Source organism: Ruegeria sp. BHSB172 (assembly GCF_059613165.1).
The window spans coordinates 34528-49482 of sequence record NZ_JBXWRZ010000002.1 but is presented as its reverse complement, the minus strand read 5'-3'; the positions used below and the strand labels follow the sequence as shown (position 1 = coordinate 49482).

At 57.5% G+C, this 14955-nt stretch carries 12 protein-coding genes; 6 read left to right on the top strand and 6 right to left on the bottom strand.

The window, feature by feature from the left end; translation table 11 throughout:
- Positions 1-45: 45 nt before the first annotated feature.
- A complete protein-coding gene (locus AC2FM3_RS01245) occupies positions 46-1026 on the top strand; it encodes a sterol desaturase family protein (protein ID WP_496678433.1) in 981 nt (326 codons plus the stop codon).
- A gap of 107 nt (positions 1027-1133) precedes the next feature.
- Positions 1134-1817 carry a 3-methyl-2-oxobutanoate hydroxymethyltransferase gene (locus tag AC2FM3_RS01240; protein ID WP_496678431.1) on the top strand — a complete coding sequence of 228 codons (684 nt, stop codon included), beginning with the start codon at positions 1134-1136 and terminating at the stop codon, positions 1815-1817.
- A 172-nt stretch (positions 1818-1989) separates the two neighbouring features.
- Here AC2FM3_RS01240 and AC2FM3_RS01235 read toward each other — a convergent pair whose 3' ends face one another.
- Positions 1990-3339 (bottom strand): arylsulfatase, encoded by a 1350-nt coding sequence (locus AC2FM3_RS01235; protein ID WP_496678429.1) that lies wholly within the window; start codon positions 3337-3339, stop codon positions 1990-1992.
- Positions 3340-3607: 268 nt separating this feature from the next.
- Here AC2FM3_RS01235 and AC2FM3_RS01230 point away from each other — a divergent pair, with 268 nt between their 5' ends.
- Both AC2FM3_RS01230 and AC2FM3_RS01225 read left to right on the top strand, forming a co-directional pair.
- Positions 3608-4309 (top strand): TetR/AcrR family transcriptional regulator, encoded by a 702-nt coding sequence (locus AC2FM3_RS01230; RefSeq protein WP_496678427.1) that lies wholly within the window; start codon positions 3608-3610, stop codon positions 4307-4309.
- 173 nt (positions 4310-4482) lie between these two features.
- Positions 4483-4896 carry a universal stress protein gene (locus AC2FM3_RS01225; protein ID WP_496678425.1) on the top strand — a complete coding sequence of 138 codons (414 nt, stop codon included), beginning with the start codon at positions 4483-4485 and terminating at the stop codon, positions 4894-4896.
- Between the two features lie 75 nt (positions 4897-4971).
- On the opposite strand, the gene AC2FM3_RS01220 is transcribed toward AC2FM3_RS01225, so the two are convergent.
- Positions 4972-6579 (bottom strand): BCCT family transporter, encoded by a 1608-nt coding sequence (locus AC2FM3_RS01220; RefSeq protein ID WP_170770029.1) that lies wholly within the window; start codon positions 6577-6579, stop codon positions 4972-4974.
- 596 nt (positions 6580-7175) lie between these two features.
- Here AC2FM3_RS01220 and AC2FM3_RS01215 point away from each other — a divergent pair.
- Positions 7176-7808, top strand: coding sequence for a tyrosine-type recombinase/integrase (locus AC2FM3_RS01215; RefSeq protein WP_496678424.1), 633 nt, complete (start codon positions 7176-7178; stop codon positions 7806-7808).
- Between the two features lie 133 nt (positions 7809-7941).
- Here the strand turns inward: AC2FM3_RS01215 and AC2FM3_RS01210 are convergent, their stop codons facing one another.
- The 4 genes from AC2FM3_RS01210 to AC2FM3_RS01195 all read right to left on the bottom strand — a co-directional run bounded on the left by AC2FM3_RS01210 (position 7942) and on the right by AC2FM3_RS01195 (position 11999).
- Positions 7942-9015, bottom strand: a complete 1074-nt coding sequence (locus AC2FM3_RS01210) for a protein kinase family protein (RefSeq protein ID WP_496678422.1) — start codon at positions 9013-9015, stop codon at positions 7942-7944.
- 377 nt (positions 9016-9392) lie between these two features.
- A complete protein-coding gene (locus tag AC2FM3_RS01205) occupies positions 9393-10613 on the bottom strand; it encodes a tyrosine-type recombinase/integrase (protein WP_496678420.1) in 1221 nt (406 codons plus the stop codon).
- A gap of 182 nt (positions 10614-10795) precedes the next feature.
- On the bottom strand, positions 10796-11293 hold the full coding sequence (locus tag AC2FM3_RS01200) for a hypothetical protein (RefSeq protein ID WP_496678418.1): 498 nt from the start codon (positions 11291-11293) through the stop codon (positions 10796-10798).
- Positions 11286-11999, bottom strand: a complete 714-nt coding sequence (locus tag AC2FM3_RS01195) for a response regulator transcription factor (RefSeq protein WP_496678417.1) — start codon at positions 11997-11999, stop codon at positions 11286-11288. Before AC2FM3_RS01195 ends, AC2FM3_RS01200 begins: the two co-directional genes overlap by 8 nt.
- A gap of 644 nt (positions 12000-12643) precedes the next feature.
- Here AC2FM3_RS01195 and AC2FM3_RS01190 point away from each other — a divergent pair.
- Entirely contained in the window at positions 12644-14935 is a 2292-nt protein-coding gene (locus AC2FM3_RS01190) for a hypothetical protein (protein ID WP_496678415.1), read from the top strand.
- Positions 14936-14955: the final 20 nt, after the last annotated feature.

The window sequence follows — 14955 nt, the reverse complement described above, 5'->3', positions numbered from 1 at the left end:
TGGCCTTGTGTCAAACTGCGTGACAAATTGCGAGCGAGGGAATGCATGTCCGATACTCAACTGAAGGGCTGGAACCATGTGCCCGATGTTCCGCTGAAGGTTTCGCCGGTGTTCCGCTGGCCACCACAACCGGTCGAGGTCGCGCGATGGTTCTGGAACTCGTGGTTCCTGATCACGGAAAAGCTGATCATCGTCGGGATCGCCTTCGCCAGTTTCTACTGGTTCCAACCGCCGCTGGAAGAGTCCAGGACCTTCGCATTCAGCTGGGTCGCACAGATGTATGCGCGCAACCTGCTGCTGGCCCTGATCATCGGAGGCGCACTTCACCTGTGGTTCTACACCTTCTCGGCACAAGGGTTGAAACTGAAGTACGATCCGCGCCCGCTGATGGTGAATGGCCGGCAGTTCACCCTTGGCGGCCAGGTGCGCGACAACATGTTCTGGACACTAGGTACCGGGGTCCTGATCTGGACCGGCTACGAGGTGGTGCTGATCTGGGCCTTGTCCAATGGATACATGCCGCTGATCACATGGGCCGCACATCCTGTCTGGTTTGTCGCGATCTTCTTCCTGATCCCGATCTGGGAGAGCTTCTATTTCTACGTCATCCACCGGGCGATCCACATTCCGTTTCTCTACAAACACGTCCACTACCTGCATCACCGCAACATCAATGTCGGCCCGTGGTCTGGCATGTCCCAGCACCCGATCGAGCAGATGATTTTTCTCGGATCGGTCTTCGTGCACCTGCTGATCGGCGCGCACCCGGTGCATATCCTGTTCCACCTTCAGTATTACTTCCTGACCGCGATGACGACGCATACGGGGTTTCAGGGGTTGCTGATCAAGGACAAGAATCGCCTGGCCTTGGGGACGTTCCACCACCAGATGCATCACCGCTATTTCGAGTGTAATTACGGCAGCCTGGAAATCCCCTTGGACAAGTGGTTCGGCACGTTCCACGACGGCACGGTCGAGGCCAATGAAAAGATGCAGGAGCGGCGCAAAAGGATCATGGGGAAATGAGCAAGGCACTGACTGTCATGGATCTGCGCGCCCTCAAGGGGGTTCGCCAGATTGCCTTTGTTCAGGTGGCCCGCGAGGAAGAGGCCATCGCCGCCTCGGAGGCCGGCATGGACATGATCGGAACGGCCTTCATCCCCGAACGCGCTCAGTTCGCCCGGGCCGTGCCGCAGACGCATTTCCAGTATGGATTGCCATGGGGTAAACATGCCGATGCAACCGAGGCGTTGCGCGATGCCATGGCGGCGATGAATGCAGGTGCCCAGTCAATCTATTGCGGTATGAGCCCGGCCATAGTTGAGGTGCTGGCGCGCGAAGGCGTACCGGTGATCTGCCATGTCGGCCTCGTGCCGCCCAAGGCAACCTGGACCGGCGGCTTCAAGGCGGTGGGCAAGTCGGCCGACCAGGCCCTGCATCTCTTGCAAGAGGTCAAGGATTTCGAAAATGTCGGTGGCTTTGCCGTCGAGATGGAAGTCATCCCCGCTCGAGTGGCCGCCGAAATTTCCAAAAGGACTTCCATGCTGACGATCTCACTCGGCTCAGGAGGGGATTGCGACGCGCAATACCTGTTCTCTGCCGATCTTCTCGGCGAAAACCGCGGCCACTTCCCGCGTCACGCCAAAGCCTACCGAAATTTCGCAGGTGAACGCGATCGCCTACAGGCCGAACGCGTGGCGGCCTATCGTGAGTATATCTCCGACGTGAACGCCGGAACCTTTCCCGAAGCGTCTCATGTTGTTGAGATAGATGAAACCGCGTTGAAAGATTTTCTGAAACAGGCGGAGCGGGCCTGACCGGTTTCTTGACAGCGATGTCTGTTTTGCGTGTTTCACGAACGCTCGTGCGCGCCGCAGCATCAGTCGATTTGGGCTCGATGCAGACGTTCGCTGCGCAGTGCATCAGTGACCGCTATGCGGACAATGCAGCCAGTTGCGTGAGTACAGAAACTGACGGACGCCCTTAGGGTTAATTGGGCGGTTCGTATGGTTCTAGCACCCCAAACGGCACCGGCGGTTCCTCAATAAGGGTCTTCTCGAACTCCACGATCTTCTCGAAGATTACGGGTAGAATCCATGTGGCTTCGGACTGTATCTCGTATTCCTCTTTAGGGTCGGTGATAAGGTTGAAGACGCGAGGCACATTGAGCGGGCGCGGCTCGCTGTTCATGTTATCCAACTCGATCAGATGGAGCTTCCAATTGCGCCACTTATAACCGTATACGTCATCGTTGTTGTAGATGATGAAACCTTCCCGGTTCGAGGTATCCTGCTCCCCCAAAAAGAAATCGAGCTGGTCTACACCGTCGATGATCCGATCGTCCGGAACGTCGTAGCCAGCGACACGGCCCAGAGTTGGCAGCATGTCCACTAGATGCACGATTTCGTTGCTGGTAGAACCCGCTTCGATGCGACCTGGCCAGCGCATCAGGAATGGAACGCGCAGCGATCCTTCCCAAGCGGTGAAATAGTTGCCGCGCCATGGTCCGGCAGTACCATGCCAAGGATGGAAGTACTCAGGCCCGTTGTCGCTCAGCCAGATGACGATGGTATTGTCTTCAACGCCAAGGTCGCTGATCGCGTCGAGGATTTGCCCAGAGCGGAAGTCAATCTCTGCCAGCACGTCGGCATAATGGCCATTGCCCGTGATCCCGTCGAAGTCGGGATGTGGCAGCGTGGGCAGGTGCGGCTGCGTAAAGGGCACAAACGCGAAGAATGGCTCATCTCTGGCGACGGATCGCTCCATGAAATCGATGGCGCGGGTCGTCAGTTCGCTGTCGATTTCACGTCTCGTTTCAATCGTGTAGGGTTTGACGTCTTTAGGCGATTCTCCGCGTGTCGCCTCCTGAATCATTGGCTGACCACCAACCGATGCATCGAACTGGAACTGCGACGAATACTCGGATTCATCCGTTGTGTTCGCGACACCATACCACTCGTCAAACCCCTGATCGGTGGGGAAACGGCCTGGCATGTCGCCGAGATGCCACTTGCCGAACATGCCGGTCGCGTAGCCAGCATCCGAGAACAACTCGGCCATTGTCACTTCCCATCCCACCATGCCGTAAGGCACGCCCCAAACCACTCTCGTGGTGGCAGAGCGGATCGGCCGGCGACCTGTCATCAAGGCCGAACGGCTCGGAGTGCATTGCGGCTCGACATTGAAGTTCAAAAGTCTCATCCCCTCTTCCGCAAGCGCATCAAGACGAGGGGTCGCAGCGCCTCGTAATTCTCCACCGCCGTAGACGCCCAACTCGCCCCAGCCGAGGTTGTCGACCATCATCAATACGACATTGGGTTGCTGTGTGGTCTGAGCCAAGGATGAGCCGCTCCATAGGACACAAGCTGCAACCGACATCAGGATTGGCTTGAGTGGATTTCTCATTTGGGCGCCCCCGTGTTGGTCCGAGTATTCGTGATGCAACCGATCCGGTAGGCCATCGACTCACGCACACGATATTAGGACTATCGTCCTAATCTTGGCGAGCAGAGCGATCTGTGTCAACGTTGCGTTACGACCACTGTCAGAATTGGAACTTGCCTATAGTGATGTTCCTCACCCTTTAGATGAGAAGCAAACTGGATCGATGGACAAGAAGATCGAAAGCTACGTTCCCGAAAGAGTGACGCTCCTGCTGCAGGATTTGGTCGTCCAGCGCCCGGTAGCAAAAGAAACCTACGGACTTTCCAGCGGTGACAGCACCAAGCGGCGGATACTTGATGCGGCCTTTTCGCTTTTCATCGGCACCCGAGCGGAAGACTACACGATGCGCAATCTGGCGAACGCCTTGGACATGCGCGTCGGCAATCTGACGTATCACTACAAGACCAAGTCAGAACTCCTCGACAGCCTCGTTCGGGATCAACTTGCGAACTACGCGGACGACATCCTGACGTGTCTGCAAATGAGTGAAGCCACACCGCAGGCTGCGCTCGAAAGGGTGGTGACGCTCCTTGTTCAAGACTTGCGCCGACCGGAGATTGCGTTCTTTCCGCAACTCTGGGCGCGTTCATTGCATGACGACGCTGCGGCAGAACTGATGGACAAAATCCACGAGCTTGAGCGGCAGGTGATTGCGGGGTTGATCGGAGCCAGCCGTCCAGACTGGCCACCAGAAGACTGCGAGTCACTAGCTCTTCACGTCACTGCAGCAATTGAAGGACTTACTTTGTTCATCGGGCGAAACAAGAAATCACATGGCATCTATGCAGCGCCCGAACAGGAGATTGCCCGCGTACTGAGAGTTGTGCTGGGAACAAAAGGCCGTGCGAGCCAGCGCGAAATTTGAGAGCTAACTTGAGTGGTCAGTTTGGGTTCGATGCGGCCATTCACGGATTTCACCTGAATGCCTGCTATGCGGAAAATGCAGCTGCTGTTTATGGAACGCGGTCGCTCTTGACTGTCCGCTTTGCAAAGTCATTCAATGCTTATTTGCCAAATGCGTGAAACGGGACGGTGAAAATGCCACGTGATACGAAATTAATCCTATGCCCGATAAACCTTCGCCACGTCAGGTTGGACTACAGCGCCTACGAAGAAGCAATCGCAATGGCCAGGCGCAGAGAGGCGCGACTTCTCGTAGTGACAGTTGCGCCAGAAATGGAGCGAAACTTGAATATTCGCGACTCTGTTGGCTATTGGAGCGAGCAATTGGAGAAGTTTGTGAAAGATCACCCAGCGGAAGGCGTCGAACTAGAAACTGTTGTTCGAACCGGTGCAGTGCATCGCCAAATCGTAAAGCTCGCCGATGAACGCAACGTGGATATGATCGTGATGGAGGCGGCCAACCCAAAGATTCAGGATTACCTGCTGGGAACGACCGCCAGCCACGTAGTGACACATGCCAGTTGCTCGGTTTTTGTTGTTCGGCACTAGTCGATTCAAAAACCTCGGCAACCCGATGTGATGGCTTCCTTATTTTAGGAAGCCATCATTGATTTTGTCCGCTTGCTACAGCTTTTTGTACTCGGATCGCAGAGCCAGCCACAGACAGTAGCACATAATGAGGATCACCAGTGTAAATGGAATCCCCATTGACACGGCAGCACCTTGGAGGGCGTTCAATCCACCGCCTAGAAGAAGCGCAATGGCAACCAAACCTTCCAAAGTGCACCACCAAACACGCTGAACAACGGGCGCATCCAGTTTACCACCTGCGGTGATAGTATCGATAACCAACGACCCTGAATCAGATGACGTGACAAAGAAGATCACAATCAAAATCAGCGAGATCGGGGCGACGATATTGTACAGAGGCAACTCCTTGAGGAAGCCAAACAGGGCGCCCTCTGGCGCATAACTGTCGATGACGGTTGCTTTGACGCCTTCAGCGCTACCTGCATTCAGCATGTCAATCGCGGCCCCTCCAAAAGTGGACATCCACAATGCGCAGACCGCCGTAGGAGCAATAAGGGCGCAAAGAACAAACTCACGCACCGTTCGACCCCGAGAGATCCGGGCAATGAACATTCCCACGAAAGGAGACCATGCAATCCACCATGCCCAGTAGAAGGTAGTCCACCCATGGAAAAAGCTGGTATCCTCTCTGCCAAAGGGATTGGAGAGCGCAGGTAGCAGCGTGACATAGTCAACCATGACTGAAACGTAACGAGCAATTGCGGCCGCCACCCCGGTCATTGCGATCACAAAAATAAACAGCCCCACAGCCATGATCATGTTGATCTCAGATAGCCGTTTCACACCGGCATCCATTCCCAACAAAACAGAACCAAGCGCAATAAGCGTGATCGCGACAATGATGATGACGGTCAATGTGGGCGAAGGCGTGATGCCAAACACTTCATTCAAACCTGCGGCAACCTGTTGTGCACCAAGACCCAATGAAGTGGTCAGTCCGAAGAGGGTCGCAAACACGGCCAGCGTGTCGATGACATGCCCCCAGAAGCCCCAGACGCGTTCACCAAGCAGCGGAAAGAACGCCGACCTAAGCGTCAGCGGCAGGTTTAAGTTGTATGCAAAAATAGCCAGTGCCAGACCCACTGCAGCGTACACAGCCCAACCTTCGAGACCCCAGTGATGGATCGTACCAACAACACCGATATACTCATTGCCGGGCTCGGTGATGTCGATGTTTAAGGGGCGTGCATTCCCATCTTCCGAGAAGTTGTAGTACACAGGCTCCAAGACACCGAAGAACAGCAGACCGATCCCGATTCCTGCGGCAAACATCATTGCGATCCAACCCGCATACGAGTAGTCGGGTTTAGCATCTTTCCCGCCAATTCTGACCTTTCCGACCGGCAAGACAATGAGCGCCAGGCAGAACAAGGTGATCGCATTCACCGACAACACAAGAAACCAATCAAAGGTGCTAGTCAGCCACGGCCGAAGCCAGCCAAAAAATGCAGCGGCCGCTTCCTGATTGGCCAATGCCACGATCACAAAGCCCAGGATCAGCAAACCAGAAACGATGAAGACAGGGTTATGGATATCCAATCCGAGGGGTCTGATATTGTCCTGTCCGAGTTCATATTCAGTCTCGAAATCCCAGACGCGAGGGTCTGGGTCGAGCATCTTTTTTTGACTTGTATCTGACATTTTACCTCCCTAAGCGCTGTGTCACGCACCTTAGCGTTGCACAACCTGCGGCAATCTGTCCAACATTCAGTCGAACGCATCTGCCACAATAGACGGCGTTCCAAATACCAGCGCAGCAAAGATTATGAACGGAACCAGCCAAATCGGCTTTCAAAAGCGAAAAATTTCAACAGGATCAAATTGCCGCGTACCAACCCAGACATTCGCGTGAAAACGCCGAGACCTGAAAGACTATGTGACACTGTTTTCTGTGGCCTGTGTAGCCAGCTCAACTGCAACGCAGACCCCCCACTTAGGTTAAGGCCACTCCTGGCTGAAATCCCCAACATCTTCGCGGCTGGCTCGTTTGCCTCGGGCAGCCCAACTGTCGGTTGGGCAGATTGGGCGAATTAAAATAGCTTGCTTTTGGCGTTGCCACGACAACTCCAATTCTGCTTCCCTAAGATGTCTGCTTTGGGCTCTGAGCCGCCTTGCGGCGGCGTGGCATCGGATGCCCATAGCCCGACCCTGAGACCGGTCGTTGACGCTTGGCCTTACAATCAATAGTCAACGCGGTGTTGATGTGTGGGCCGGGAGGGACGGATGGAGGCTCAGTTATGCCCAGAATCCAACTTCCCGCCGTCAAACCAAAACGCAAGGCTTGGAACAAAGGCCGCCTGATCGGCCAGAAACGCCCGCTCTTGCCGAAGCAGGTTTGGGCCATACGCGCGAGGCTTGAGCTCGCTGGCAATTCCCGTGACCTGGCGCTCTTCAATCTCGCCATCGACAGCAAGCTTCGTGGATGCGACCTCGTCAGGCTCAGGGTCGACGACCTCGTCGTCGGTGACCGCGTCCACGAGCGGGTCACGATTGTTCAGAGCAAAACTAATCGGCCCGTCCAGTTCGAAGTGTCTGAGAACACCCGCGAAACCGTCGCTGCCTGGCTCGACCAACCCGAGATGCTGGGATGCCGGTATTTGTTCCCCAGCCGATTTCATGCGTCACCACACATCTCGACCCGGCAATATGCGAGACTTGTTCGAGAATGGGTGTCAGCCATTGGTCTCGAACCGAGCGGGTATGGTACGCACTCGCTTCGCCGGACGAAGGCCTCGGAGATCTACCGCAAGACAGGCAATCTCCGGGCGGTCCAGCTTCTGCTTGGTCACACAAAGGTCGACAGCACGGTCCGATACCTGGGCGTCGAGCTTGAAGACGCGCTGAGTATTGCCGAGCGAATCGACATCTGAACCAACGCGGCGGACGGTGCCTGCCGTTCGCCGCCCAAGACCGGATCTTCGCCGATGCCTCGGCCAAAGGTGAGATTGAGCTCAAAACAGACGTTAAGGCACGGCAAATGCGTTGGGCGTTACATTTCGGTCGTTAGGTGCCAGACAATAAGTCCGCGTAGCGTGTCATGTCCTGTGGTCCTATCTGATCTAAGACTTCAAGCACCGCCTTGCCTTGCTGACTGTCCGGATCGACTGTCGCCAGTATCCCCGCCATGCCGACGAAACGTCTGATCACGCCACGCCAGTAGTCGAGGAAGCATTCATCGAGAGAGTAATCCTGTATGCCTCCGTCCCTGAGGCACGCATAGTAAAGCCGAACCAGGCCTTCTTCTTTGACTTGCCTATCCGGGAGTGTCGCCAAGAATGATCCAAGGCTTGTAGGGCCCCGGCCCACCCGCAAAAACTGGAAGTCGATGAAGATCGTTTCCACACCCTCTGCGGTATCGGTAAAGAACAGATTTTCTGCGCGCACGTCCGTAAGTAGCAAGGTCTGAGGGTCAGCGCCCAGCAGGTCATGATTGCACAAAAAGCACTCGGCGATTTCTGCACCTAACCGTTTGTCATCGAACCCCTCTGGGACAAGCTGCTTCGATATTTTCGACCAAGCCCGAAGGAAGTTCTCGTGATAAGTTTTCGTATCGGTCTGCACGTTGCGCAGCCAATCGAAAGTACTAAGTGACGCCTTTCGCCAACAGGCTGCGCTTGCTGCAGCAAGGCCGCGCACAGTTGCTTCAATCTCCGCGGCAGAAAGAGCAGAGCCCACAACCTGCCTGAAACACGATAGGTCTTCCAGAAGCAGGATGAACGCGTCGCCGGTCTCATTTATCAGAGAGACGTAACAAACCGGGGTCCGGAGACCGGCTTCAGATGCAATCAAGCGGTAAAATTGCGTTTCCTGTCGATAGCCGCCGATCCTCTGCATTATTGCCACGGATTCCTGGTTCGGCGATGGCCCTTTCGCAATCATCGTTGATGGCAATCGGCCTCGGTCTCCATCGTACGAGAGATGCAGGCGATAAAGTGCGCCAAAAACTGCCTTTGCGTCTTGCAAGGGCTCAAGTCTAAGACTGGCAACAGCGCCGTTTACGGAAAGATGGCCTGCGTCACGCAAAGCTGCAGTTAACCACTCGGGCGTAATCTCGCTGCCATTGGATGGAATGTTCATCCGGACCTCAATCGAATTTCCAGAAAAGGGTCATGCGTGAAGAGCCATCGTTCCGTTGATGACAGTGACATCCCTCACTTAAGCAATCAAGCATGGGTGCTGCAGACAGTGTTCCCCGCACCCGCGGGGATGACCCGGACAGGCTTTCCCGGGATCAAGCCTGCGAAATGTGTTCCCCGCACCCGCGGGGATGAACCGTTATTCGGAGTGGGGAACGTTCGGCCTGCGGCGTGTTCCCCGCACCCGCGGGGATGAACCGCGGACACAGTTCGCCGGCCGATGGGGCGCAAAGTGTTTCCCGCACCCGCGGGGATGAACCAGAGTACCGAGATAATGCAGATTTTCTTATCTGTACTACCATCACACTTTGAGGTTTCTCACGCGAACGTTTTGTCCGTTGGCTTGCATCCCCGGAGCCGCACCACATTGCTTTCCGCCTGGGTGACGAAGTCCGCCCATTTCTGCATGAGGATGCGCCGCTTTTCGAGTAGGTCTGACCGAGCATAAGCGCGCTCGACCTTGTTCCCGACGATGTGGGCGAGGGCGGTTTCCGCAACCTCGTAGCTGGCCGCCTCGTTGTCTTGAATCCACATGCGGAAGGACGACCGGAACCCGTGTATTCGGCCCTCTTCGCCCAGATGTTTCAGAACCTTTGCCATGGCCACGTCGCTGACGCCCTTGTTGGCGCGCGGGCTGGGGAACAGGAAGTCATTGCGGCGCAGGGACCGGCACAGATCCACGACGCGCATGGCCTCGTCCGAGAGCGGGATGCGGAAGTCCTGCACCTTGCCGCGCTGCCCCTTCATGCGTTCTTTCGGCACCGTCCAAACATCGCCGTCGATTTCATCGAACCGGGCGCCGCGCACTGGCATCCCGCGCGCCGCGGTCAAGATCGTGAAGCGCAGGGCGAGATATGAAGGGTGCAGATGTTCGGACAGGCGCGCGTACAGGTCAGGTATTGCCGGCCAAGGGGTTGCGGCAATGGGCTTTTGGTCCCGATCAACATAGCCGAGCATGTGGCGGGCCGCATCGCAGATGAACGGTTCAGCCTCGAATCCCATCAACTTCGCCTGCCGCAGCACCATGCGCGTCCGGTACATGGCCTTGTCGGCAGTCTCGTGCTTTGTGCGCCAGATCGGCTTGAGCGCGTCGTGAATGTCCCGCTGGGTCAAGGTGCTGATCCGCCTGTTGCCGATTTTGGGGATGATGTGCAGTCGAAGCGGCGAGAACCAGCGCCCCCTATATCCATCGCCGCGCAACCGTTCCTTGCGCCCCTCGAACACGACCTGCGCCATTTCCGAGAACGTCGGATCTTCTTGACCGGCCTCGGCCTCACGCCGCAGGCGGTCGCGCTCTAAGATCGGGTCGATTCCCTGTTGCTTGACGCCTTCCCATTTCAGCCGTTCTTTCCGGGCCTCGGCCAAGGAGATTGCCGGGAACGAGCCAAGGCCCATTTCCCTGCGCTTGCCCTGGAACCGATAGCGGTAGATCCATTTCCCGCCCGAGTCCGATTTGATGAAGAATAGCCCGTCGCCATCCAAGAGCTTGTCACCCGGTTTGGCGTTTTTGATTTTGACTGCTGATAGACCGCCTGCCATTCAGCCCCCCCTCTAGCCCCCCCACTTGGGGTGCGTTGATAGCGACACTCTGCAACACCGTGCTACAGTCGGCGGTCGCGTTTTGCAACCTGCATTGGGTGGTTCGGACAATTTGCGACATGTTGCAACAGCGACATGGTGCCCACCGCCCGCACCACCAACCGGTTTCTCTGTCTTATCCCCTAGACAGGAAACCCTAGCCTGGAAATCAGGCTCCAGATGTCCCTGTTGGCGGCAGACAGTTGGGCCAGAACATCTTCGATGTCGGCCAACGCCTGATCGTCGACGGTGTCTTCCCGACCCAGCTTGATGTCGGTCTTGCGGTCGGCGATGCGCATCAGAATTGTTTTGGGGTTCCCGCTTTCCTGATCGAAAGAATAGATGCAGTGGTTGAACCGGTTGCGTATCGCCGACAACCGACCGAGGCGTCGGGTATGCAAAAGGATGGGGTCGCGCACGTCGGCCGGACGGCCGTCCATCTTGGCCAGACGTTCGACCAGGTCGATGCGCGCGCGGGTCGTGTTCAGAGTCAGAAAGATGATGACAGCCACATCCTTCGAAGTGCCCGACAGCCCCGCGATCAGGTGTATCAGCAGGCTTTCGGTGTTCGTCCACATGTAGTTCAACCGCCCGACCAGCAGGATCAGGCGATCGAATTTTTCTTCGAACCTGTCAGTCACGGCTGGCCTTTCCGTTCGCTTGTGGCGCGGCCTCGAAATAGAAATGCGCGGCGGCGGTCCGGTTGCTGACTCCGATCTTGCCCGAAACGTTGTGGACATGCAGTTTCACCGTGTGTTCGGTGATGCCGAGTTGCGCCGCGATTGCCTTGTTGCTCTTGCCTTGCGAGACGAGCTCCAAGACCTGCAATTCCCGAGGAGTCAGGGTGGAAAGCAGGTCACCGGGCGCATGTCCGGTCGAGCGCGCCGAGACCTGAGGCTTCTGCTTGTCGTCGGGATCGGAGCGGGCGGCAGGTTGGCTCATGCAGGTCGCGACAAAGCCGGGAAGGTACAGTTCCTCGTGCATCAGCAGCCTCAGGATTGCCCGCCAGGCATCTGGAGCGATGTTCATGGGAAGATAGCCGATCGGGCCATGTGTGTCGCGTAGCCAGTTGTTGAACAGGGTCAGAGCCATCTCCTCTTTGCGGTAGGCGAAAGCCAGGCACCCGGACCGCGCTGCTTCGGCATAGGCTTCGGGGCGGGTCAGCAGGTCATCAATAAGGATCTGGTCGACCACAAGAATCTTGCCGGACCCAGAGGTCGCCTTTTCTGCTTCCGACAGGTAAGCGTCCAGGGTTTCGAAGCGATGGGCCGCGACGCCGAATTCGTTCTGGACGTTTCTGAGCGTTTGGTTGGAAAAAAACAGTTCTTTTCCAAGAAAGACAATCATGAAGTCTTCATTTTCAGAAATTGTGTCTGAAATCAGATTCCCGGAAGGCATTCGAAATTACCTCCTCAAACCAAGTGACCAGGCGGTTTCACAATATTTTGCGATCGGGCGCGTACGTAATTCGATTAGTCAAATTCAATGAATATCTTATACCAGAAGGTAGTGGTTTTTTCAACATTTTATGTCTGGTCAATTTAGGGTTTATAGAACTTTTGCATAGGATCTTTGGTAGGGCTTGTGGCATAAGTCGCGGGAAATAATGGGATAACTATTTACGCCTCGTTTCGGTCCTTCGTTCGTCTCGGGATCACGAGAAAACCGGGTCTGTCTTGAAAAACATCATGAAAACAGAAGCTTGATCGAAACTGTGCTTTCGGCCAGCTAGTCAGGCGCGCTCTTGGATGTAGGCTATTCGACGCCTCAATTACCGAGGCTCTGATACAGACGTGACTGCGCTGCGCAGTATTTCGCGCATCAAGGCAGTCCCGGATTCGGCTTGGCCGAGAAAGGGGGGCACGACATCCAAACACCACAGACGCGTATCCGCGCAGATTTGGCGGGACTACGCGAATATTTGACTCAATCGCGCCGAATGCCGTTTTGTAGATGAATTGCGGTCTGGCGCTCCGAAAAAGGATATTGAAATGCGACGCAATGTTAACAATACCAACGTCACGACCGTCGACGAAATAAATGTTGAAAATCTGGACGCTCCGATCAACGCGGAAATTCCCGTCGAGGAAGCTTTCATCGAGGCCGACCTGACCGCGCAGCAACAGCAGCAGGGTCAGGATGTCTCGAATGCCGCGAACAATGCGGACAATCAGGACCAGTCTCAGACCTCTGACAATGACAATTCGCAGGGTCAGGACCAGGGTCAGGGCCAGGATCAGGGCCAGGATCAGGCCCAGCAGCAACAGAACACCAACGGCGGTGACGACAGCAACTCGAACTCCAACAACAATGCGATCAACATCGACTTCGGCGGTGGCGAATGGATCCCGCGCGATGATGACCAGGTTGATCTGGATGTCGGGGACTCGGCCTCGATCGGTGATGTGATCACCGGCGGCCGCGATGTGAACTATGATCCAGGCGACGATCTGAACCTGGACATCTCGCTGAACGGTCCGGGCAATGACATGTCGTCGATCAACAACCAGCTTGCCAACCTCAGCGACGACGACACGCTGGATTCGGTTTCGCTGTCCAATGACGGCGAGTTCTATCAGAACGGCAGCGCGACCGGCGGCAACGCCCATGCCGAAGAGGGCATCGGCTCGTCCGTGGCCGGTGGCGATTCCGGCGCAGGCGGCACCAACAACGGTGGCTCGGCGGATGGCGATACCAGCGGCAGCCACGCGTTTTCGATGGGTGGTCATACCGGCAGTGCCGACAGTGATGCGGCTGGCGGAACCGGTGGCGCAACCGGTGATGCAAGCAACGGCAGCATGGGTCTTGGAATGTCCGGTGCGCATGCCGACGGTGACAGTGCCGGTGGCGATGGCGGTGCTGCCGACAGTGCATCCAGCTCGGACAACGCAGGCACATCCAGCACCGATGGCGACTCGACCGGCGGTGACGGTGGAAGCGCCGATTCGACCTCGCACGCGGCAGGCATGGGCATGTCGGGCGCGAGCGCGTCGGGCGATGCCGATGGCGGTGACAGCGATTCGGATTCGACAGGAACCGGCGATGGCAATGCCGACAACTCGACCGATGCTTCCGGCGCCGATGGCGGTGACGGCGATGCCGCCGCCGACGGTTCGGCGTCGAACAGCAGTGATGCTGACACCGAAGCCAACGACGCGACCGCCGGCAGCAATGCCGCGGAAGGCGCGGCTGACAGCAGTTCCGACAGCTCGGCCGACGGCGATGGCGGTGATGGCACCGGCGGCGACGGCGATGGTGGAGATGGCACCGGCGGCGACGGCGACGGTGGAGATGGCACCGGCGGCGATGGTGAAGGTGGCTTCTCGGCCTTGGTCGAAGCCGCGATCATGGCGCTGCAGGAAGAGATCCTGGGTGTTGATGCCGAAGCTGGCGAAGGTGGCGACGGAACCGGCGGTGACGGCACCGGTGGTGACGGCGACGGCGGTGACGGAACCGGCGGCGCGGGCTCGGGTGGTCCGGGTACCGGCGGCAGTTCCGCGGCGGATGCCGACTCCCAAGGTGTTGGCGATCAGAGTGCCAGCGGGCCGGATATCGACCAGAGCCCGGGCGACGTGAATGGCGCGGCCAGCAACTCGCAAAACGCCAATGCCAATGGTGGTGCCGGTGGTACGAACGACGCTGACGGGTCCTCGACCGGAACCGGTACCGGGACTTCGGCTGCGGATGGCGACGGCGGAGCCGGTGGCACGACGACGCCCACGGCAAGCTCGTCCGGCAGCGGCGCAGGATCGGCGGATGCTGCGAACACCGCAGGAGCAGGCGGGGCGTCGGACGTCTTCGGCGACTCGGATGTGAACGGCGCGGCCGACAGCTTGGCCGAAGCCATCGCGGGTTACGGTGGCGCAGCCGACTCGGACAACGACGCCGACTCGGCCGGTTCCGGCAGCGCCGATGGCGCGGCCGGCTCGGGCGCGGGCGGGGCCGGTGGCGCATCGGCCGCCAATGGCGGCACCAGCGGCTATGCCATGGGCCAGTCCACGGCGGGCGACACCATGGGCGGCACCGTCAACGGTGGCAGCGCAGCCGGCGCCTATTCGGGTGATGGCGGCGCGGCTGGCAACGGCGGCACCTGGGGTTCCAACAACGGCGGCGATGGCATCGTCACCGGTGAATCCTACGCATCGGCGGCTGCGGTGGTCGATACCTCGGCCTTCAACCAGTCGATCGTCATGGGTGCCAACGTGCTTGGCAACTCGGTGGACACGACGATGGTCGGCGGCTCGATGACCTCGAGCTACGCCAGCGACGACACCGAGGCATAAAGCCAACTTTGCCGAGGGCC

Excerpts from the sequence above, each read along its gene's own strand:
- AC2FM3_RS01245 (WP_496678433.1), top strand. The coding sequence starts at position 46 with ATGTCCGATACTCAACTGAAGGGCTGGAACCATGTGCCCGATGTTCCG.
- AC2FM3_RS01240 (WP_496678431.1), top strand. The coding sequence starts at position 1,134 with ATGGACATGATCGGAACGGCCTTCATCCCCGAACGCGCTCAGTTCGCC.
- AC2FM3_RS01230 (WP_496678427.1), top strand. The coding sequence starts at position 3,608 with ATGGACAAGAAGATCGAAAGCTACGTTCCCGAAAGAGTGACGCTCCTG.
- AC2FM3_RS01225 (WP_496678425.1), top strand. The coding sequence starts at position 4,483 with ATGCCACGTGATACGAAATTAATCCTATGCCCGATAAACCTTCGCCAC.
- AC2FM3_RS01220 (WP_170770029.1), bottom strand. The coding sequence starts at position 6,579 with ATGTCAGATACAAGTCAAAAAAAGATGCTCGACCCAGACCCTCGCGTC.
- AC2FM3_RS01215 (WP_496678424.1), top strand. The coding sequence starts at position 7,176 with ATGCCCAGAATCCAACTTCCCGCCGTCAAACCAAAACGCAAGGCTTGG.
- AC2FM3_RS01210 (WP_496678422.1), bottom strand. The coding sequence starts at position 9,015 with ATGAACATTCCATCCAATGGCAGCGAGATTACGCCCGAGTGGTTAACT.
- AC2FM3_RS01205 (WP_496678420.1), bottom strand. The coding sequence starts at position 10,613 with ATGGCAGGCGGTCTATCAGCAGTCAAAATCAAAAACGCCAAACCGGGT.
- AC2FM3_RS01195 (WP_496678417.1), bottom strand. The coding sequence starts at position 11,999 with ATGATTGTCTTTCTTGGAAAAGAACTGTTTTTTTCCAACCAAACGCTC.
- AC2FM3_RS01190 (WP_496678415.1), top strand. The coding sequence starts at position 12,644 with ATGCGACGCAATGTTAACAATACCAACGTCACGACCGTCGACGAAATA.